Raw genomic sequence first — 20,537 nt, 5'->3', positions numbered from 1 at the left:
GATTCATCCCTTCTTCCAAATCACATTATCAATCAATCGGGCCCGTTCAAACTGAATGGCCACCGCTAACAAGAGTTCAGTCGAGTCGCTCGAGACGGCACCGAGCGTCGGGTAATCGACAAGCTCGACGTAATCGATTTGACTGTTCGGAATCTCGTTCAAACGTTCAGTCAGCTGTCGTTTTACTTCATCAACTTGTTGACCTGCATCGAGTGCCTCTCGCGCCATCGTCAATGCGCTGAAGATCCGACTCGCCTCTACCGTTTCGACATCTGACAAGTAGACGTTTCGAGAAGATTTGGCTAGTCCTGTCTCCTCACGAATAATCGGGCAGCGTCGAATCTCTACCGGTACGAAATAATCTCGGACATATCCTTCAATCAATGCCACTTGTTGGGCATCCTTTAGACCGAAATAAGCGCGTGTCGGTTGAACAAGGTTAAATAATTTCGAGACGATTGTCAACACACCATCAAAATGGCCGGGACGACTCGCCCCACATAATACGTCCGCCCCGTGACGAACGGTCACTCGCGCCATATCAAGGGGATACATCGTCTCCGTCGTCGGATAGAACAGTACATCGACTCCCGCTTCACGTGCCAACTTCTCATCCCGTTCAAAGTCGCGGGGATAACGGTCGAGATCTTCATTCGGTCCGAACTGTGTCGGATTGACAAAAATACTCATGACGACGACGTCATTTTCCCGTCGCGCGTTTTCAACGAGGCTCATATGTCCTTCATGCAAATATCCCATCGTCGGCACGAACCCAATCGTTTGATTCGTTGGTAAAGCACTGCGTAATTCTTCGACGGTCGATACAATTCTCATCATTTTCCTCCATACAACGAGTCGAGCAACGACTCATCCATTGTGAACGTATGACGTTCTTGTGGGAAGTGACCGTTCTTCGTCTCTTCGACATAAGAGCGGATGGCATCCGTCGCCACTTCATTCACGTCTGCATACGCTTGGACAAATTTAGGGAGACGGTCCACCCCATATTTCAATACGTCATGATAGACGAGCACTTGGCCGTCGACATCTGCACCTGCACCGATTCCGATGACCGGAATCGTCAGCTCTTCTGCGATCCGTTTTGCCAATTGATGAGGGACACACTCAAGGACGAGCATCTTCGCGCCAGCACGCTCCGCAGCCAAGCTGTCTTGAAGGAGTGTCTCGGCAGCCTCAAGGGATTTCCCTTGTACTTTATATCCTTCTAGGACGCCAACCGATTGAGGGGTCAACCCTAAATGGGCGACACATGGCATGCCGACTTGTGTCAAACGCTCAATCGTCTGAAGCACTTCACCGGCCCCTTCTAGTTTAATGGCGTCCGCACGACCTTCTTGGAATAAGAGCGATGCTGCCTGTAACGTTCGATCGAAGTCTCCGTGATATGACGCAAACGGCATATCCACCACAACGAACGTATGTTGTGCTCCTCGGCGTACGGCTTTCGAATGATGAAGCATGTCCTCCATCGTCACTGGAATCGTCGAATCATAACCAAGGACGACCATTCCGAGTGAATCACCTACTAAAATCAAATCGACCCCTGCCGATTCGGCAAGTTTGGCTGACGGATAATCATACGCCGTCAACATGACGAGCTTTTCCTGCTCGTTCATCTTTTTTAACAATGTAGTCATCGTGTGCATCTGTTTCTCCTCCTAAACGTGGAGACAGGAAAGAATAAACGCCCTCTTACACAGATGGCAAGAAGGCGCACGAAAAACAAATTCATGGTTTTCATGAGTTAGTGTCCTTCTGTCCCTGTCATAATGATCAAGGCAGACAACTGAATGTGACAGTCTGCAAGCGCGGTACACTTCAAAAATTGATAGCGTCCGACACATTAAGTATAGTCGATGGTCTCGCTTTCATCAATCATTCCACACTGCAATCTCAGCAGAATAGACCGGTTCGACCGTTCCATCCACTTCGAGTAGCAACGCCCCCTCGTCCGAGATGCCACGCATGACACCTGTTCGCGACGTCCGGGACCCACTCAAGGTGACCGACTCATTTAAATAGGCGGCATGTTTCATCCAGTTCAAGCGAACGGGCGCAAATCCCACGTCAAGGAACCGATCGTATTCGGTCTCGAGTTCTGCCAACAGTTCTGCCAATAACTCACTGCGATGATACCGCGTCCCGGTCTCTAAATACAGGGAGGTCGCCCGGTGCGCCAACTCCGTCGGAATGTCATCGCCGTTGACATTCATTCCAAACCCTAAAATGACGGCTTGGATGCGGTCACCTTCCGTTTGCATTTCTGTCAGAACGCCTCCGATTTTCTTGCCATTTAGCAGTAAATCGTTTGGCCATTTGATGGTCACGTCAAGGTCACGTGCATTCAACGCTTTCGCAAACGCACTCGCCGCCATCAAGGTAAGCTTTGATGCGTCGCGAATGGGCAACTCCGGCCTTAAAATCACACTTGCCGCGATATTGACGTGCTTCGGATTGTACCAATTTCGACCGAGTTGTCCGCGCCCTGCCGTCTGTTCCTCGCTCATGACGAGCGTCCCCTCTGGCACGTGTTGTTGCGCCAGCTCATGGGCGATTCGTTGTGTCGTGTCGATTTGGTCAAACGCATGGACGATTTGACCGAACCGTCCCTTCCGATATGACGCAAACGCCGGTTCATCGAATCGGTCACTTTGCTCAAGCAATTGGTATCCTTTTCTTGGGATCGTATGAATCGCATAACCGTCTTGCTTAAGCGTTTCGATATGTTTCCAAATAGCGGTACGTGAAATATTTAATTGACGGGCCAACTCTTGGCCACTCCATACTTCACCATCTTGTAATAGCGTCAGAACACGCCCGCGCGTTGAAGCCATCGTTTCGCCTCCTCTTTCAATACTGTCTCATGGTTCGGTAACTCGTTTAAGATGACGCGTCGTTCGAGGTCGGCTAACAGATGCTTGATCGCTTCCCCTCGTGCCCCGAGCGCTAAGGCGTCCCGGCCGTTAAACTTTAACTCTTTCCGTGACGTCATCGGGAGCGACTGTTTCAGTTCACGGCTTCGGTCTCTCTCCCCGTTCATTCGGAAATAAGTGGAGAGCGTCTGTTCATCCGTCGCATAAATCGTCATCCGGTCAAGCCCTGTCTCACAGAGCTGTGCAAGTGTGCGTGCCTCCCGTTTGATGGCGTTCGACCGTTTCCATGGCGATAGCCAGCCGTCATCCTGTGCATGATAGAGAAAGAGTGCCCACCCGCTGACCGCGTTCACAGGGGTCCGATTGTCCTCTTGGACACGCTGCATCAGTTCGGTCGTCACGTTTGGTAAATGACGATGAATGCCGAGCTCGACCATCTCACCTAGTGCTTTCTTATACGCAGGTCCCGTCAACAGTTTCTCGAATTCGATTGCGATACGCTCCATCGCAATCTGTTCGAGCTTATGACCGAGCCCGCTCGCCGCTTCCCGCAACTCGTCATGTAAGGTGAAGTCGAGCTGTGACATGAAGCGAAGCGCGCGCATGATGCGAAGCGCGTCCTCTCCGAACCGTTCAAACGGACTGCCGACTGTTCGGATGATTCGTTCCTCTAAATCATGTTGGCCACCGAATAAATCGACCACTCGCCCATCATGGAACGCCATCGCGTTCATCGTGAAGTCCCTTCGTAATAAATCCTCTTCAAGCGACACCCCGAGTGCGACATGGTCCGGTCGTCTCGAATCCGAATATGACCCTTCTGAACGGAATGTCGTCACTTCGAACGGATGGTGGTCGAGAATGACCGTGACGGTCCCATGTTCAATACCGGTCGGAACCGACTTCGGGAACAGCGCCATCACCTCCTCCGGGAAGAGGGACGTCGCCAAATCGATATCATCGGGCAGACTCCCGAGCACGTAATCCCGAACAGCACCACCGACGATATACGCCTCGCCCCCATGCTGTTCGATGGTGTCGATGATTTGTTTTGCGTATTCCCATTCTGTCATGATGTCACCACCTGTTCATACAAGCGCTCATATTCGGTCACGATGTCATGTGAGGCGAAACGCCGGGATTTCACCAATCCATTTTGTCGGAACCGTTCTCGTAGCGAACGATTGGTCAAGAGCCGCTCCATCGCAGAGGCGGCCTGGCTCGCATCCCCTTTTGGAACGACGAAACCGTCCTCACCGTCCGTGATCACTTCAGGTAGCCCGCCCGCATCGCTCACGACAGAGGGCACACCTGTCGCCATTGCCTCGAGCGCTACGAGACCGAACGCCTCCTTGTCTGATAACAGGACGTGAACGTCACTGATTGCCAGAAGTGCGGCGACTTGTTCTTGTTTCCCGGCAAAAATGACCTGCTCTTCAAGCCCCATTTCCGTCACGAGTCGACGCATCGCACCCATGAGCGGACCGTCTCCGACGAGCAATAGTTTCTTATTCGGAACATCCATCTGATCGAACGCCTCAAGGACGAGGTCGACGCGTTTGACAGGACGGAAGTTTGAAATGTGGATGGCGACCCGGTCCTCATCCGACAAGCCGTACCGTTCCCGGAGTGTCGGGTCGAGTTGAGGCGTATACACCGATTCATCGATGAAGTTATGGATGACTTGGATCGGTAAATCACTGGCAATCCGCTCTTCTGTCTCTCGTTTCAAACTATGCGAGACCGCCGTGATCGCGTTCGATTGGCGCAATCCATAAAGAATGGCCGGTTTCAGTTCCTCGTCCTCACCGAGCACGGTAATATCGGTCCCGTGTAACGTCGACACGATCGGAGTCTTCACTCCCGCCATCTCGCGACCAAGCGCGGCACAAACGGCATGCGGTACGGCATAGTGTGCATGGATGACATCAAGCCCGAACGATTGGATGACGCTCGCGATTTTCGCTGAGAGCGTCATGTCGTACGGCGGATACCGAAAGACCGAATATTGATTGATTTCGACTTGATGGAACGTGATATTCGGGTGATAGGCGTTCAAACGAAACGGCATGCTGCTCGTAATGAAATGAACGTCATGTCCTCGGTCCGCAAGCTTCATGCCGAGCTCTGTCGCCAATATCCCAGAGCCTCCGACCGATGGATAACACAGAATCCCAATCCGATATGTCATGCGAGCTCACCTGCCTGTTTTACGACATACGGTCGAACGCGCTTCAAGCCTTCCGCATAAGCGACGCCAATCAAGCTCCCAAAATGGCGTTCACGGGCGATGACCCGTTCCACGTACGCATCGGTGAGCGGTGTCTTCACCCCATCGACGGGGGTGAACTGACTCGCGTAACATTGAAGCGCCCGTGTCTTCACTTCGATCGTGTCACTAATATCCACGCACACATCCGGTTCGACGTGAGCATTGATCATATATTGGTACACACTTTCCGGACGATATGCCTCGAGTTCGGGTAAGTACTTCCGAATCCCGGCATTAAACAGCGCCTCTGTCACGAGATAGGCGCAGGCCGCATGGTCCGGATGGCGGTCGACCTCATATGGATAGAGTAAGTGGGTTGGGCGCTCACGGCGAATCAAGGAAACGATTGCCTCGAGCTGCTCTTCTCCCCCGTCAATCCCCCGGTCTTTAAATCCTAGATTGATTCGACGGACACCAAGCACGTCATCAGCCGCACTTGCCTCCTGTCGTCTCGTTTCTACATCACCATTTGAAGAAAGTTCCGCTCTCGTCAAATCGACGTACACGACCTCAGTCTTCTCTTTCGTCCATTGGGCGGTCATGCCGGCGATCCCGATTTCGATATCGTCCGGATGTGCCCCGATGGCTACTACTTTCATCTACATCACCTCTTCTTTGAAAAGTATAGCCGACTCGTTTCTGAATGTCATATGTTCAGGGTAGTCAATCGAACTGTTTTTCGAGTACTCTATCTAAGGGGAGGTGAACCTGATGACGGTACAATTACCGATTCGTGTTCGAAATATTATTTTTATCTTAATAGGTTCTTTTATTTTTGCATTCGGCGTTTATCACTTCAACGTCCAAAACAATTTGGCCGAGGGTGGGTTCACCGGGATCACATTGATTCTCCGCGGACTATTTGATATCTCACCTTCTGTCACGAACTTGGCACTAAACATCCCGCTCTTTTTCATGAGTTACAAGTTGTTAGGTCGAACGACTTTCGTTTATACACTAATCGGGACGTTCTCCTTTTCACTTTGGTACGCACTCATCGCCAAGTATTCGACGCTCGTCATCGACTTGACGGATGACATGGTGCTCGCCAGTTTGTTCGCCGGTCTCTTCATCGGAGTCGGTCTTGGCATCATCTTTAACAATGGCGGGACGACGGGCGGCGTCGATATCATCGCGCGACTCGTACAACGCTATATCGGCTGGTCGATTGGGAAGACGTTTCTAATCTTTGACTTCTTTGTCATCGTCCTCAGTTTGACATACCTCGACATTCGTGAGGCGATGTACACACTCCTCGCCGTCTATATCGGGGCACGCGTCATCGACTCGATGCAAGAAGGAACGTATGCCGGTAAAGCGGCGATGATCATCAGTGACCACCGCACTGCTATCGCCGACGGTATTCATGCGACGATGAACCGGGGCACGACCCGACTGCTCGCAAAAGGCGGTTATTCGAACCGAGAACTCGAGGTCTTATATGTCGTCGTCGGCCGTAACGAAGTTAACCGTTTGAAGACAATCGTCAAACAGATCGACCCGCATGCGTTCGTCACGTTCCATCACGTGTATGAAGTCGGGGGCGAAGGGTTTACGTTCGATGAAAATCGGATGCCTTTGAAATAAGCAAAAAAATCGCCTCGTTCACAGAGATGAACGGGCGATTTTTTATGATTCGATGTGGAGCACCTCGACTTGAATCGTACCTCCTGGCGTTTCCACTTGAATCATTTGCCCCATTGTCGCACCCATCAAACGACGACCGAGTGGCGATGTCACGGAGATGCTTCCTCGGTCTAGATCTGCTTCTGCCTCACTCACGATTCGATAGCGCTCGGTCTCTTCTTGTTGCACTTCCCGAATCACGACCTGATTTCCGAACGTCACGACTTCCGACTGAACGGATTCGACGATGGTCGCGTCGTCAAGGAGGCGATTCAGTTCTAATACATCCGCCTCGATCCGCTCATATTGACGTACCGCTTCAGTGTAGGTGACGTCTTCGCGGAAATCACAAAACTTTCGAGCTGTCCGCAACCGTTCACGCGCATCCGTCCGCTCTCTTCTTAGCATCGCAAGTCGATTTGTCAATTGGTGATGACCCGTCTCGGTCAGCTTCGGTTTCATTGACAACATTTCCTTTCAACAAAAAATAAAAAAATCCCGCCTACCGACGGGATTCCATTCAATCCTATTCCTCACGTGGCATAAAGACGATGAGTGCCAAACGAATGAGTTCGGCAACCGCAACGAGCGTTGCAGCGACGTAAGTCCAAGCCGCGGCATTCAACACTTTACGTGCACCAGTCTCTTCTGTCGCCGTCACGATTCCGTGAGACGTCAATTGCGCCATCGCTCGTTTCGATGCATCGAACTCGACCGGTAACGTGATCAACTGGAACACGACCGCCCCGAGCATCATGATGACACCGAGTTGAGCCAACCCGAGTGCCCCGAATAAGAAACCACCGAGCAACAATGGGAAAGACAAGTTCGACGTGATGTTGACGACCGGAACAAGACTATGGCGGACGCGCATCATCTTATAGTCTGTCGCATCTTGAATGACGTGACCGATCTCGTGCGCAGCGATCGCGGCAGACGAGATTGTCGACCCTTGATACACTTCGCGAGACAAACGAACGACTTTATTGACCGGGTCATAGTGGTCGCTCATGAGTCCATCGACCATTTCGATTCTCACGTTGTGCACACCGTTTTGTTTCATGATGAAATCAGCGACCTGTGCACCTGTGACACCGCTTTGGAGCGGTTGTTTCAAAAACTGCTTATACGTACTTTTCACTCGCATCTGGGCCCATAAGGGGATGAGCATGATCAGTGCAAGATAGAAAATATAGCCACCTAATGACATTTTCTATTTCACCTCTGCATGTATTTGATAATTTGATTTTACATTCTTATGACCTTATTTTCAAGCGATGGGCGTAGTACGAACGCATATCCCATAAAAAAACATAATCCGGTCAACCAGAAAGAGCCGTAGCCGATCCACATGATATGTTCCGCGAGTGACGGATAGCGCGGCCATTGACCGAGCACATAATCGACGACGTCATTATGAATTACCCAAATCAATGAACAGACAAACGAAGTAATGGTCCATTTCATGAATGGTGCGTAGATGAGTGCTTGAATCGCCATCGCACCATGAGAGACCATCAACATGACAGCCATCAAGATGGTCAAGGTCGGCGCATCCGGTGGTAACGTACCGAGATACATGATGTTCATGATTACGGCCCAGACCCCGTATTTGACCAACGTGATGAAGGCGAGTGTCTCGAACAACGGGGAGCGCTTGTTAGCTAACCAAAGTCCGAGAACAATCGTAAAGAAAAATGATGCCGTCGGACTATCCGGTACGAACAGCCAATAGATGTACGGTGTGTCACGCAATTGAGGCTCATACCAGATATATCCGTAAATCGTCCCTCCCAAGTTGATGATCAATAAAACAGTCAGTACAATCCGATGCATCAAGAACGGTTTTAAAAACATGGGGTTCATTATCTCAATCCTTTTTCTTCAGTTTATCGTATGCGTCGTGCAGAAGTAAAAAAGTGTAGCCCGATATCCAGGCTACACTTGAAGACTTACTTGTTATTTTCGCCGCCTTCACCGTATGAAGCGATGAACTCAGACATGGCTTGGAGATCTTCATCTGAACCGTCCCACTGACCAGCTGGCATCGTACCGACACCGTTGACCGCGATTTCCGCGATCTCTTCGGCCGTATACTGCGTTCCGACGAGTGCTGGAGCCGCTGCTCCACCTTCTAGGTTTTGACCGTGACAGTTGACGCAAGATTGAGCCGAATAAATCTCATATCCTGGAGCCGCTGTATCGATTTCAGGACCTTCACCTGGAATTTGAAGCTCACCTTGTGCATGGACTTGATCCCAGTGTGTCGTTTGAACAGATTCCCAAGTCAAGTAGAAGACCGAGAGAATTCCAAGTAACATGAAACTGATCGCGACTGGTCGTTTCGCCGGTCGACGCTCAAGACCTTGGTCAAGCCATGGTGCAACGAGAAGTGCCGTGAACGCCAAACCTGGAATAATGACTGTGCCGAGTAAGATCCAGTCCCCAGCAGCGAATTGATATTTGAGTAATTGATACAAGAACAAGAAATACCAGTCCGGCAACGGAATGTATGACGTGTTCGTTGGATCGGCGATATTTTGAAGCGGTGGTGCCTCGACAATTGTCAAAGCGATGAATCCGATCAAGAAGACCGACCCTACCATCCACTCTTTGAGCAAGAAGTTCGGCCAGAACGCCTCTGTGCGTCCTGGGTATTCTGAATAGTCTTTTGCAATGTTTTGTTTCCGATTCGAGATTCCTACTCGAGAGTCGGTTACAAATTTCATCCCTTTACCGCGATGCATATCGTTTCTCCTCCTTTTTCTCCTCGAATCGGCTTATAGCGGTCCAGAAACCCCTTGTTTACGAATCATCAAGAAGTGGGCTCCCAACAGTCCGAACAATGCCGCCGGTAAGAAGAAGACGTGAATTGCGAAGAATCGTGCGAGTGTGCTCGCCCCGACAATCTCACCACCAGCGAGAAGTGTCTTCGCAATACCACCGATAACCGGTACACTTTCAGCGATTTGAAGCGTAACTTTTGTTGCGAACAATGCCTTCATGTCCCATGGAAGCAAGTATCCTGTGAGTCCGAGCGCCAAGACGACGAAGAACAAGAGAACACCGACGACCCAGTTGAGCTCACGCGGCTTCTTATACGATCCTGTGAAGAACACGCGGAGCGTATGTAAGAATAACATGACGATGGCTACAGATGCGCCCCAGTGGTGCATCCCACGAACGATTTGTCCGTGCGCGATCTCATTTTGCAAATAATACACCGACGCGTGCGCGTTGATGATATCTGGTACGTAATACATCGTCAAGAACATCCCTGAAAGGATCTGGATGACGATTGTAAAGAACGTCAAACCGCCAAAACAATAGACAAATGCAGAGAAGTGATGAGCAGGGTTGACGTGTTCCGGTACTTCATGGTCTGCGATATCGCGCCAGAGCGGTGTGATGTCTACGCGTTCATCGACCCAGTCATAAATTTTTTGTAACATCGGCTAGTTCCCCCTCTCATTACTGAGCGACTGGACTACCTAAATATAGGAAGCCGTCTTTTTCTTCTTTTTCATAACGTGCAAGTGGTGCTGTCGGTGGTGTACCTGGGATGTTCGTTCCATCTTTTTCATAACGTCCCAAGTGACATGGACAGAAGAATTCTGTTGGACGAGTCGGGTCACCAGCGTAGGCTACCTGACAACCTAGGTGTGTACAAATCGGAGAAAGCGCGACAATCTCGCCACTATCTGTTTTGTAAACCCATGCTGAAAGCGTTTCTTCAAATTCATACCAAGCATCTTGTGTTTGTTTCTTAAAGTCGACACGTTGCGGCTCAGTCGTGATGTCATCAAGACTCATTACTTTTACTTTGTCGCCTGCACCGGATTTTTTCAAAACCGGATCGATCGCAAAGTTGACCATCGGACTGATCAATGTTGCCGCCATAAAGCCACCTACTCCAGTCAGTGTGTACGTTAAGAACTGACGGCGCGTGACTTTTGACCCATTTTGAGCCATTTCGTTCCCCCCTCATTCGTGTGCATAACCCCATAATTCTTTATGCATTCTTCACAAAAATTTCTCACTCAACAAAATAGTATATCAATAAAACCTCTACGTCAACCGCTTCATGTCGCCATCCAACGGCTCGAAAGTTCCGTGATGACTTGCGTCGCAAAATTCTGGACCATCGTGTGCGCCTGATCGCTTGACATCGATCCAAGCGCGAGCGGCGGTACGAACAAAACCGGCAAATCAAATGCTTTGAAACGGACGTCTGACGCGATAAACAATACGTGAGAAAATCCGGATGAATTTGCTTTCGCCACCACATCCTGCGCCAACTTCACACCAGCTTCCACATCGGTGTAACTGATGGTCGGGCTGAGCATCGTTCGACCAGATAATTGACGTTCTGTCTCAGCCGTGACGGCATGAATCACTTCATAGCTTTCGGCTTTACGAACCATATCTTCACCAAACGCCAATTCTGCGAGCGGAACGATGAGCGTATCGACGTATTGTCGTTCGGCAATCGAGCGGAGTGCCCCTTGACTATCGAACCTCATCTTTTCCCTCCTCTCCTTCATATCTCATCATGTCTATTGTAGCGTACATGACTTCGCTCACCTTTCAAAGTTATGAACGAACTGTGAAATAAATGTGTATTCCTACGTAATTAATATACCAAAAAACAAGCGCCTACCGGAACGGAAGCGCTTGTTTTTTTCAAAATAATTTAGATGCTCGCACTTGATGAAGTTGAGTCGTCAGATTGCGGAATAAATTCTCGTCTCGTCGGTCGAGCGCTTTATCGATTTCAATCAGCAATCGCTCTTCTTCAAATTGAGCAACCGATGCTTGAATGACCGTTTGAGCAGAGGAAGAGACTTCGTCTCTCACTTCTGCCACTGGTTCAAACGGATTCTGTTCGACGATGTCGACCCAGTTCTCATCGATCATCATGCCTTGAAAATTTAACTCTACATAGATTGGCCCATCGTGTAGACGGATGTCATGATAAGCCTTCTCAGGATTCATGGTCACAAGGTCTCCCCGTCGGTATCGAAACGGTTCACCGTCAAACCCGTACGCTGTCATCACGAGACTTCGTGGTGAGACTGAAGCGTTTGTCACGAAATGAACGTTGCCAAGCTTTTCAGGATGTCTTAACCAATAGTCAAGAATCCACTTTGCTTCACGTTTCCGAAGCGTATGATGAGCGACGAATCGCTTCAAAAAATTACGTTTCCGCTCGACCATCTGACCTCATTCCCTTCCCTTATTCATTCTACGTCATCAGACAATTGTTCGAGCTGTTCTTCGAGCAATTGGCGATCATCGAGATCCACCACCAATGCAAGCGATTGCTCGACCACACGTCGCGCATCTTGTCTACGACCTTCCTCTATCAACAGTGTAGCCCATTCCGTCACAAATGACACGTCCTCTTTCATCATCGGCTCAATTGAGGCATACAGACTGACCGCTTCGTCATACGCTTCGAGCTCATATTTCGCCTTCGCCTTGTACCATGTCATGAGCGGCGACGTCGTATGATCTTCGAGTGCATCGATGGTTTCGAGAACGTCATCGAATTCTCCTGATTCAAATAAAATCGACAAGAGCAATTCTGTCGCTTGTAACGATTCTGGATTTAACACGAGCGCCTCACGCAGTTCTTTAATGGCACCGTCCCGATTTCCGAGTTTGAGAAGCAGCCTTGCTTTGACGTGCCGCAGTTCATCATTATAATCGTCGCGCGTGATGCCTTGATCGACGATCTCGATGGCCTCTTCCGTTTGCCCGATTGCATCGAGTGCCTCGGTATAAGGCAAGTAGAGCGACGTGAAGTCTGGGTCCATCGCCTGAAGCTCTTTGAACTGCTTGATCGCAACTTCCTCACGTCCGATCCGATGAGCCGTCATCGCATGACCGAAGACGGTGTTCAAATCGCGATGTGTGGCCCGCTCGTATTCCTCGAGCGCCTCTTCAAACGATCCGACCATCGTGAGGGCCTCCGCGTAATCCGCTTGATAGTCGATTTCAGCCGGCAACTTCATCTTCGGAAGACGCGCATAAAGTGGAATGGCTTGTTCAAATGAACCGGTCGAGGCATACAATTCAGCCAATCCATAGATGAGTAAAGGTTCATCCGGATTTTTCTCGAGCGCCTCCATCAGTTTCTTCACTGCCACTTCATCCAATCCTTGCGATTGATACAGGTCAGCGAGGAGGACGAGGCTCCTCACTTGCGTATCTGCGTCATCCGATTTGATTTTTTCAAGCACGGCAATCGCTTCCTCTTCACGGTCACTATCTAAATACGCTTCCGCCAGCGATAAGGCGACATTCGGGTCTCCCTCATAGTCGACGTATAGCTTTGAGAGAACAGCTGTCGCCCGGTCGGCAAGACCTAACTCTAAATAGAGGTCGGCGATGGCTAAACGGTCATCATCCGACCCTTCCTTCTCAAGTTCTTCTAGATGCATGAGTGCATGTTCCGTCTCACCTGACTCAAGCATCTCGATTATATGTGTTAAAGCTGATTCATCTAGCATGGTTCGTCCTCCTGGGCTTCGGTTTGTCGTTATTCTATCTTACGTTGAACCCGTTGTAAATCTTCACGGAATCGAGGATAGCTGACATCGGATGCCTCGATCCCCTCGATGTGAACGGCTTCATCGGTCACGAGTGACGCAATCTGTAACATCATGGACAAGCGATGGTCTCCGTAAGTCGAGACATCCCCTCCGTGAAGGCGACTCGGCTGGACGATGAATCCGTCCTCGGTGCCGACGATGTCCACACCTAATTTGCGTAGTTCTGAGACGACCACCTCAATCCGGTCGGTTTCTTTCACGCGCAGTTCCGCTGCATCTTTTACGATGGACGGTGAATTCGCCTGAGAGGCGACGAGAGCGAACAGGGGTAATTCATCAATCTGTGAAGGAATGAAATCCTTTTCGACGACCGTGCCGGATAACTCACTCGTCGTGACCGTCACGTCCCCGACTCGTTCTTCACCGACCAATCGTTCGTTCGAAATGACGACATTCGCGCCCATCCGTTCGAGCGTACGTAAAAATCCGATCCGCGTCTCATTCAAACAGACGTCCGTCGTCGTAACCGAACTATTTGCCACCATGGCCGCCCCTGCCCAGAAAAATGCAGCCGATGACGGGTCTGCCGGTACGTCGACCGTACATCCGGTCAATGTCGAGGGTTCGACACGGATGACGCGTAACCCTTCTTCGTTTACAATCGACAGCTTCGCACCGAATAGGGGCAACATGCGCTCGGTATGGTCTCGTGACAACATCGGTTCTCGAACAACCGTCGTACCCGAGGCATGTAAGCCGGCAAGTAGGACGGCCGACTTCACTTGGGCGCTCGCGACCGGTAACGTATAGTCAATCGATTGAAGCCCCGTCCCTTCGATGACGAGAGGCGCCATATCCCCGGTCACATGTGCACCCATGTTTCGTAAAGGCTCGGTAACGCGGCGCATCGGACGTCTAGATAACGATTCATCGCCTACGAGCTCAAACGACCCGTCATAGCCGGACAAGAGTCCGATCAGTAGACGCATCGTCGTACCTGAATTCCCACAGTCAAGCCGTGCCGAGCGGGGAGACTCGATGCCTTTAATGACTAGTTCGTCTTGCTGTTCTGTCACATCGGCTCCAAGTGATCGAATCGCCTCGATTGTCGAACGACAATCGGCACCGAGGAGCGGATTCCGCACGTGCGTCGTCCCGTTCGCCATCATCCCGAATAATAATGCCCGATGTGTGATGGATTTATCACTCGGTACACGGATAGAACCGTTTAAACTCATCGTTCCCACCATCCTTTCATCTGTTCAAACGTCTGTTGAAGATGTTCGAGCTGTACCGACTCAACGGTGATCGTTTCACGAAGTAACACAAAACGAATTGCACCGTGACGGTTCTTTTTATCCCGAATCATTTTTTCCACGTAGCGGTCGAATGGTTGCCAATCGATTGGCGTGACGTCATTTGAACGCATCCAATCGAACAACCGCATCGCTCGAACTTCATCTCCTGACACGAGGAAAGCGAACACCATCCCATGTAAAACTGCTTCCCCATGTGGGATCCGATAGGCTTCCACCGACTCAAGGGCATGACCGAACGTATGCCCAAAGTTGAGCCAAGCACGAATGCCCTGTTCTCGCTCGTCCGTCTCGACAATGGCTTGTTTCACTCGAATCCCACGAGCAAGCCACGACACCCAATCCAATGGTTCGTTCTCGTTCAAGTCTAAAATCAAGTCGTCCTCGAAAGAGGATTCGAGGACGTAACGTGATAAGTACGCATGTTTCAATAACTCACCGAGACCGCTTCGCACTTCCTGGACGGGCAAGGTGTTCAGTCGAGTGACGTTGTAATAGACGCCTGATGGCTGATAGAACGAACCAATCGCATTTTTCGCAAGGGGGTGATTGACTGCCACTTTGCCTCCGACAGCCGAATCGTGAGCCAAAATCGTCGTCGGCACTTGTATGTATGGAACGCCTCGCATGTAGACACTTGCTAAAAAGCCAGCCAAGTCGCCGATCATCCCACCACCAAAGGCGACAATCAACGTCTGGCGGTCACATCCATGGCGCAATCCTTCTGCGACAAGCTGCTCGAGCTGAGATAGCGATTTCGACGCATCACCCGCTTCGACGACGGACGAGACGACGTGAGGATGGGTCAGTTTCAACGTAGAACGGAACGACTCTCCGTAAAGAGACTCGACATGTTTATCCGTGACGACCCATAGCATCGAATACCTTGACCAATCAACCGAATCGATCCAACAATCCTGATTGTCCAAGACGACGTCGTATGGGGTCGATGCTGAGATTGGAATCGTTACCATACTCGTAACTCCTCCCGATACTCATCGACTCGATGTTTGATTCGTTCCATCGTGTCGTGCCCGAACGTCTCACACATTTCCTTCGCGATTTCAAATGCGATGACTGCCTCAACGACGAGTGACGCGGCAGGCACGGCGCACGAGTCGCTCCGCTCGATTTGAGCCAAAAATGCCTCTTTCGTATCAATATCGACCGATTGTAAGGGTTTATAGAGGGTGGGAATGGGCTTCATGACGGCTGAACAAAGGATCGGCATCCCCGTTGTCATGCCCCCTTCAAATCCACCGAGATGGTTACTCAGTCGCGTATATCCATCATCCCCGTATGCGATCGGGTCCATCACTTCAGAACCCGGACGATACGCCATTTCGAACCCTTCACCGAATTCAACACCTTTAAACGCGTTGACACTCATGACCGCTTGTGCGATTTTCGCATCCAGTTTACGGTCATACTGCACATATGATCCAAGTCCCGGTACAACACCATGTACTTCTGTACACACGATCCCACCGATCGAGTCTCCATTTGCCTTGGCCTCATCGATGCGATGCATCATTCGCAACGCGGCCGCTTCATCTAACGTACGCACCGGTGACGCATCGACGACTGCTTGTGCTTCTTGAAGCGAATCGAATGTACACGACTCCGCACGTTCCCCACCAATCACTTTGACATAACTAAAGAGGGACACCCCGACTTGTTGAAGGAGTTGCTTACAGAAAGCTCCGACCGCGACACGAGCCGCTGTTTCCCTTGCGCTCGAGCGCTCCAACACGTCACGTAAGTCTCGATGGTCATACTTCATCCCACCGACCAGGTCAGCATGTCCAGGTCTCGGCCGAGAGACGCGGCGCTTCACTTCGATGTCGCTTTCAATCGGTTCCGCCTGCATGACGTGTTTCCAATGCGTATGGTCTTTATTCTCAATCCAAAAAGTGATGGGTGCACCCGTGGTCACGCCATGCCGTATTCCCGAACGAACTTCTACTTGGTCTGACTCGATTTGCATGCGGCGCCCTCTACCGTAACCAGATTGACGTTTTTTTAACTCCGCATTGATTTGCGCAATATCGATCGCGAGTCCGGCTGGGGCCCCTTCAATGATGACCGTCAGACCGGGACCATGTGATTCACCAGCTGTCAAATAACGCATCCGATCACCTCATCCATCTATTTTTTCATAAAAGAAACTTTGCTTCATTGCGTAGCCATAACGCTTCGGTTGGAAAATTTGTTCCGTTCCACCGACAAATAGCATCCCACCTGGACGTAACGCCCGTTGGAATGATGTATATACCTTCTCTTTCGCTTCTTCAGTGAAGTAGATCAAGACATTTCGACAGACGATCAAATCAAAGTTACGTTCGTACACATCCGCTAACAAGTTATGCTTCTTAAATGTCACGAGTTGCTTGATCTCATCTGAAATATAATAGTCGTCGCCACGACGGGTAAAGTAGCGCTTCTGAAACTCCTCCGGCAAATCGATGAGCGCCCGCTCATGGTACTTTCCTTGCTTCGCTTTTTCGATGACGACATCATCTAAGTCCGTGGCCATGATTGAAAATTGAGATGGGGCCAGATGTTTCGACAACAACATGGCAAGTGAGTATGGCTCTTCTCCTGTTGAACAGGCAGCACTCCATACGCGAAGCTTCCCTTGACTCGAGCGAATCAGATGCGGGAGGATGTCCTCTTCAAGCTGTTGCCAACGAATCGGGTTGCGATAAAATTCACTCACATTGATTGTCATCCGGTCGAGAAACTCCTCGTAAAGTTGACGATCTGTATCCATCGCCTTCAAATACTCCAAAAACGATGCATACCCCTTCTTTTCGCGTAGTGCGACCATACGGCGCTTCATCTGCGCCTCTTTATATAAGTTCAAGTCAATACCCGACTTGATATAAAACTTTTTTACAAAGATGGCATAATCATTCATCACCAATTTCAACCTCAATTCTTTCTCATTTCCGCATTCTTCTGATCTCAGGCAACTCAAAGGGAATCAAAAAGGGACAGGTTTCCCCGTCCCTCGAAAAGTCATGAAACGTGTGAAGCCACTTCAGCGAACCAAAGTGAGAGTTCACGTTCCGCGCTGTCCACACTATCAGAACCATGAATCACGTTTTGTGACATCGTCGATGCAAAATCGCCGCGAATCGTTCCTGGTTGAGCATCCACTGGCTTCGTCTTCCCGATCATTAAACGAGAGACGGCCACGATGTCTTCCCCTTCCCATTCCATCGCAACAACAGGACCAGAAGTCAAAAACTCAACCAATTCACCAAAGAACGGCTTTTCTTTATGCTCTGCGTAGTGTGCCTCTGCGACCTCAACTGACGGTGTCACCATTTCGAGACGGTTCAACGTATATCCTTTGTTTTCGAAGCGTGAGATGATTTCCCCAATCAATCCACGTTTTACCCCATCAGGTTTAACCATTAAAAATGTCTTTTCCATTCCCCAAATCCCCCTAAGTCTATAAATGTGTACGATGTACGTATTTAGTGTACACGGTCCGACACATTTTTGAAAGGGGTTACATGGGCATTCACCATTTGCGTTTCCCAATATATTGCGCAATTTCAATTAACGATCGCTTGTCCGGAACATCCGGCAACCCGTCTAGTCGGCGGATGGCACGGTTGACGTAACGATCAATCGTCCGTTGACTGCGTTCTAACGTTCCGTTTCGTTGCACTTCCCGGACGAGAGATTTCGTCACTTCCACATCCGTCGAGGCGTTCACTTGACGGAGACGTTCATAAAAGTCAGGGTCCTCAGATGAATACAGGAGCGGTAACGTTTTATGACCGTGCTTCAAATCTTCCCCGACCGGCTTACCGAGCTGAAAACTCTTAGCGGTAAAATCGAGCAAGTCATCCGTCATTTGAAAAGCCATGCCGATATCATATCCAAACAGACTTAATTGCCTCACGATTTGTGGAGACGCTCCAGAGATGACAGCTCCTGCCGCACAACTCGTTTCAATCAACAGAGCGGTCTTTCGCGCAATCCGATCTAAATAGCGCTTCGGTGATTGCCCCCACTCAAATTGATCTTGGATTTGATTGATTTCACCGACACAGATTCGTTCCATCGTATCTGCCATGATGCGCATCACTTCTGGTGAATCAATTTCGGATACGAGACGAATCGCTTCTCCGAATAACGTATTCCCTGTATACATCGCTACTGTTTCATCATATCGTTCCATCACGGTCGGTTTGCCACGACGGAGCATCGCGTCATCGATGACATCGTCATGCACGAGTGATGCCATATGAATCAACTCAAGACTTGAGGCAACTTTCGTCAAACGGATATCTTTCGTCTCACCGAACCCGGCGCTCAGTAAAACGAAGGCGGGTCGGATGCGCTTGCCACCGGCATCGAGTAATTGGCGCGATGCCGATTCAATGACAGGGTGGTCCGTCCTGACTCGAGTAGATAAGAATTGATCGATTTGATCAATCTCTCGGTTCATATGACGATAAAGTCGCTTCAAAGACATGGTTCACCACTTCTTTCCTAGATGCATGGCACATGCACCTCCGGAGAATGTCTTCACTTCGACTTGTTCAAACCCGGCATCTTCGAACATCCGCTTGAGCGTCAAACGGTCTGGGAACTGATCGGTCGACTCCTGCAACCACTTATACTGATCGTATGAACCGGCAAAGACCTTACCGAAAAGCGGCATGACCGTTCCAAAGTAGAAACGATACAACTCTTTAAAAAGCGGTGCTGTCGGTTGGCTCGTTTCAAGACAAACGACCGTCCCACCTGGTTTCAAGACACGGTGCATTTCACGCAAGACCGTCATGTAGTCTGGAACGTTTCGGAGTCCAAATCCGATTGTGACATAGTCAAAGGAGTTGTCACCAAACGGAAGAGCCATCGCATTTCCATGAAGCAATTCGATGTTCGGCCAAGATTTGACCTTTTCCTCTCCCACTTTTAACATGTTCTCTGAAAAATCGAGTCCTTTCACAACACCCGTGTTTCCAGCAGCATCTGCCAATTGAATCGTCCAGTCAGCCGTCCCGCAACAAACGTCTAAACATTTAGCCCCCGGAAAGACGTTCATTTTTTTCATCGTTGTCCGTCGCCACCATTTATGAAGTCGGAAGCTGATAATCGAGTTCATCGTATCGTAGCTCGGAGAAATGGACTGAAATACTTCGTATACTTTTTGCTCTTTTTCTATCGGTTGCAACGCGTAACATCCTTTCCGTTCTAAGCGACCGCATGCGCGAGCAACGTCGTGAGTTGCTCTTTTTGGTCTTGTCTAAGCGCTGTCGCTTTCTTTTCAATCATTCGTTTCCCGCTCGTTGTCAAATAAGGTTGTTCAATCAGTTCGGAAAGTGTTTGAATCAATCCGACGTTCGCTTCGAGCCAAACGTTCATTGAAACGTTCTTCTCAAGCAATAAGGTGCACTTCGCCGCATTGACCCGCTGTACAGACTGACCGAATCGATCACTGTATGATGATGGAAAGTCCGTCAAGATTTTATAAAACTGAGCCGATGCAAAGTCTCCGGCGAGCACTTTTAATTGGCGTGCCAAAGACCCGTTCGGGCTGCTGTTCACTTGGTCGTGTAAATCAAGCGCTTGATGTGCGAAATAGGTTGCCATCACGAGTTGTCGATGCTCAATCGATTCCAAATCAATCATCTCGACCATCCAACGAAGCAATAACATGTCGACGGCTGGTACAACCTCGTGTTTCGTCAAATAGGGATGATTCATACGTGTTTCGATTTGACGAGCAAGGTCTGTGACAACGAATTCATTTGTCAACTGTTCCATGCTATCCCCCCTCGTCCACTTCATTGTCATTCTGACATAGTATAGCACATTTTTGTCACATTCACGTCATTCGAACTCG

24 protein-coding genes are annotated in these 20,537 nt (G+C 49.8%); 1 reads left to right on the top strand and 23 read right to left on the bottom strand.

Annotated features, from left to right (window positions below):
• Positions 1–3 precede the first annotated feature (3 nt).
• The 6 genes from panC to bshB1 form a co-directional block, all read right to left on the bottom strand.
• A complete protein-coding gene (gene panC / locus KNO70_RS09520) occupies positions 4–834 on the bottom strand; it encodes a pantoate--beta-alanine ligase (RefSeq protein WP_214684451.1) in 831 nt (276 codons plus the stop codon).
• Entirely contained in the window at positions 834–1,667 is an 834-nt protein-coding gene (gene panB, locus KNO70_RS09515) for a 3-methyl-2-oxobutanoate hydroxymethyltransferase (protein ID WP_214684452.1), read from the bottom strand. Before panB ends, panC begins: the two co-directional genes overlap by 1 nt.
• Positions 1,668–1,892: 225 nt before the next feature.
• On the bottom strand, positions 1,893–2,855 hold the full coding sequence (locus KNO70_RS09510; protein ID WP_214684453.1) for a biotin--[acetyl-CoA-carboxylase] ligase: 963 nt from the start codon (positions 2,853–2,855) through the stop codon (positions 1,893–1,895).
• Positions 2,828–3,967: a CCA tRNA nucleotidyltransferase gene (locus KNO70_RS09505; RefSeq protein WP_078146750.1), complete on the bottom strand. Its 1,140-nt coding sequence runs from the start codon at positions 3,965–3,967 to the stop codon at positions 2,828–2,830. Before KNO70_RS09505 ends, KNO70_RS09510 begins: the two co-directional genes overlap by 28 nt.
• Positions 3,964–5,085: an N-acetyl-alpha-D-glucosaminyl L-malate synthase BshA gene (gene bshA, locus KNO70_RS09500; RefSeq protein ID WP_078146749.1), complete on the bottom strand. Its 1,122-nt coding sequence runs from the start codon at positions 5,083–5,085 to the stop codon at positions 3,964–3,966. Before bshA ends, KNO70_RS09505 begins: the two co-directional genes overlap by 4 nt.
• Positions 5,082–5,765 (bottom strand): bacillithiol biosynthesis deacetylase BshB1, encoded by a 684-nt coding sequence (gene bshB1, locus KNO70_RS09495; RefSeq protein WP_214812256.1) that lies wholly within the window; start codon positions 5,763–5,765, stop codon positions 5,082–5,084. The genes bshA and bshB1 overlap by 4 nt, the downstream gene beginning before the upstream one ends.
• Positions 5,766–5,877: 112 nt before the next feature.
• Between bshB1 and KNO70_RS09490 the strand changes: the two genes are divergently transcribed.
• Positions 5,878–6,753, top strand: coding sequence for a YitT family protein (locus KNO70_RS09490; RefSeq protein WP_015881483.1), 876 nt, complete (start codon positions 5,878–5,880; stop codon positions 6,751–6,753).
• A gap of 42 nt (positions 6,754–6,795) precedes the next feature.
• On the opposite strand, the gene KNO70_RS09485 is transcribed toward KNO70_RS09490, so the two are convergent.
• The 17 genes from KNO70_RS09485 to KNO70_RS09405 form a co-directional block, all read right to left on the bottom strand.
• Complete coding sequence (locus tag KNO70_RS09485; RefSeq protein ID WP_214688848.1) at positions 6,796–7,254, bottom strand: GreA/GreB family elongation factor; 459 nt, start codon at positions 7,252–7,254, stop codon at positions 6,796–6,798.
• A gap of 64 nt (positions 7,255–7,318) precedes the next feature.
• Positions 7,319–8,002, bottom strand: coding sequence for a zinc metallopeptidase (locus KNO70_RS09480; protein ID WP_015881481.1), 684 nt, complete (start codon positions 8,000–8,002; stop codon positions 7,319–7,321).
• A 38-nt stretch (positions 8,003–8,040) separates the two neighbouring features.
• Positions 8,041–8,658, bottom strand: a complete 618-nt coding sequence (locus KNO70_RS09475; RefSeq protein WP_214731029.1) for a DUF1405 domain-containing protein — start codon at positions 8,656–8,658, stop codon at positions 8,041–8,043.
• 86 nt (positions 8,659–8,744) lie between these two features.
• Positions 8,745–9,539, bottom strand: a complete 795-nt coding sequence (locus tag KNO70_RS09470) for a menaquinol-cytochrome c reductase cytochrome b/c subunit (RefSeq protein WP_015881479.1) — start codon at positions 9,537–9,539, stop codon at positions 8,745–8,747.
• Between the two features lie 33 nt (positions 9,540–9,572).
• On the bottom strand, positions 9,573–10,244 hold the full coding sequence (gene qcrB, locus KNO70_RS09465; RefSeq protein ID WP_015881478.1) for a menaquinol-cytochrome c reductase cytochrome b subunit: 672 nt from the start codon (positions 10,242–10,244) through the stop codon (positions 9,573–9,575).
• 19 nt (positions 10,245–10,263) lie between these two features.
• Positions 10,264–10,764 carry a QcrA and Rieske domain-containing protein gene (locus KNO70_RS09460; RefSeq protein ID WP_015881477.1) on the bottom strand — a complete coding sequence of 167 codons (501 nt, stop codon included), beginning with the start codon at positions 10,762–10,764 and terminating at the stop codon, positions 10,264–10,266.
• 110 nt (positions 10,765–10,874) lie between these two features.
• Positions 10,875–11,315 carry a YpiF family protein gene (locus KNO70_RS09455; RefSeq protein WP_015881476.1) on the bottom strand — a complete coding sequence of 147 codons (441 nt, stop codon included), beginning with the start codon at positions 11,313–11,315 and terminating at the stop codon, positions 10,875–10,877.
• A gap of 160 nt (positions 11,316–11,475) precedes the next feature.
• The gene (locus tag KNO70_RS09450) at positions 11,476–12,009 is read right to left on the bottom strand and encodes a ReoY family proteolytic degradation factor (RefSeq protein ID WP_015881475.1); all 534 of its coding nucleotides are present in this window, start codon (positions 12,007–12,009) and stop codon (positions 11,476–11,478) included.
• A 23-nt stretch (positions 12,010–12,032) separates the two neighbouring features.
• Positions 12,033–13,307 carry a tetratricopeptide repeat protein gene (locus KNO70_RS09445; protein ID WP_078146746.1) on the bottom strand — a complete coding sequence of 425 codons (1,275 nt, stop codon included), beginning with the start codon at positions 13,305–13,307 and terminating at the stop codon, positions 12,033–12,035.
• A 29-nt stretch (positions 13,308–13,336) separates the two neighbouring features.
• Positions 13,337–14,587, bottom strand: a complete 1,251-nt coding sequence (aroA, locus tag KNO70_RS09440) for a 3-phosphoshikimate 1-carboxyvinyltransferase (protein ID WP_214812254.1) — start codon at positions 14,585–14,587, stop codon at positions 13,337–13,339.
• Positions 14,584–15,639 carry a 3-dehydroquinate synthase gene (locus tag KNO70_RS09435; RefSeq protein ID WP_214812251.1) on the bottom strand — a complete coding sequence of 352 codons (1,056 nt, stop codon included), beginning with the start codon at positions 15,637–15,639 and terminating at the stop codon, positions 14,584–14,586. The genes aroA and KNO70_RS09435 overlap by 4 nt, the downstream gene beginning before the upstream one ends.
• Positions 15,633–16,796, bottom strand: a complete 1,164-nt coding sequence (gene aroC, locus KNO70_RS09430) for a chorismate synthase (RefSeq protein ID WP_214688854.1) — start codon at positions 16,794–16,796, stop codon at positions 15,633–15,635. Before aroC ends, KNO70_RS09435 begins: the two co-directional genes overlap by 7 nt.
• Positions 16,797–16,805: 9 nt before the next feature.
• Positions 16,806–17,585 carry a CheR family methyltransferase gene (locus KNO70_RS09425; RefSeq protein WP_015881470.1) on the bottom strand — a complete coding sequence of 260 codons (780 nt, stop codon included), beginning with the start codon at positions 17,583–17,585 and terminating at the stop codon, positions 16,806–16,808.
• 101 nt (positions 17,586–17,686) lie between these two features.
• Positions 17,687–18,106 (bottom strand): nucleoside-diphosphate kinase, encoded by a 420-nt coding sequence (ndk, locus tag KNO70_RS09420; RefSeq protein ID WP_015881469.1) that lies wholly within the window; start codon positions 18,104–18,106, stop codon positions 17,687–17,689.
• Positions 18,107–18,197: 91 nt separating this feature from the next.
• A complete protein-coding gene (locus KNO70_RS09415; protein ID WP_078146741.1) occupies positions 18,198–19,160 on the bottom strand; it encodes a polyprenyl synthetase family protein in 963 nt (320 codons plus the stop codon).
• A gap of 3 nt (positions 19,161–19,163) precedes the next feature.
• A complete protein-coding gene (locus KNO70_RS09410; RefSeq protein ID WP_015881467.1) occupies positions 19,164–19,865 on the bottom strand; it encodes a demethylmenaquinone methyltransferase in 702 nt (233 codons plus the stop codon).
• 20 nt (positions 19,866–19,885) lie between these two features.
• Positions 19,886–20,458, bottom strand: coding sequence for a heptaprenyl diphosphate synthase component 1 (locus KNO70_RS09405; protein ID WP_015881466.1), 573 nt, complete (start codon positions 20,456–20,458; stop codon positions 19,886–19,888).
• Positions 20,459–20,537: the final 79 nt, after the last annotated feature.

This window comes from Exiguobacterium sp. s181 (genome assembly GCF_018617125.1).
GTDB lineage: Bacteria > Bacillota > Bacilli > Exiguobacteriales > Exiguobacteriaceae > Exiguobacterium > Exiguobacterium profundum.
The sequence above is the reverse complement of the archived record's forward strand: the minus strand, read 5'-3'. Positions and strand labels throughout refer to the sequence as shown.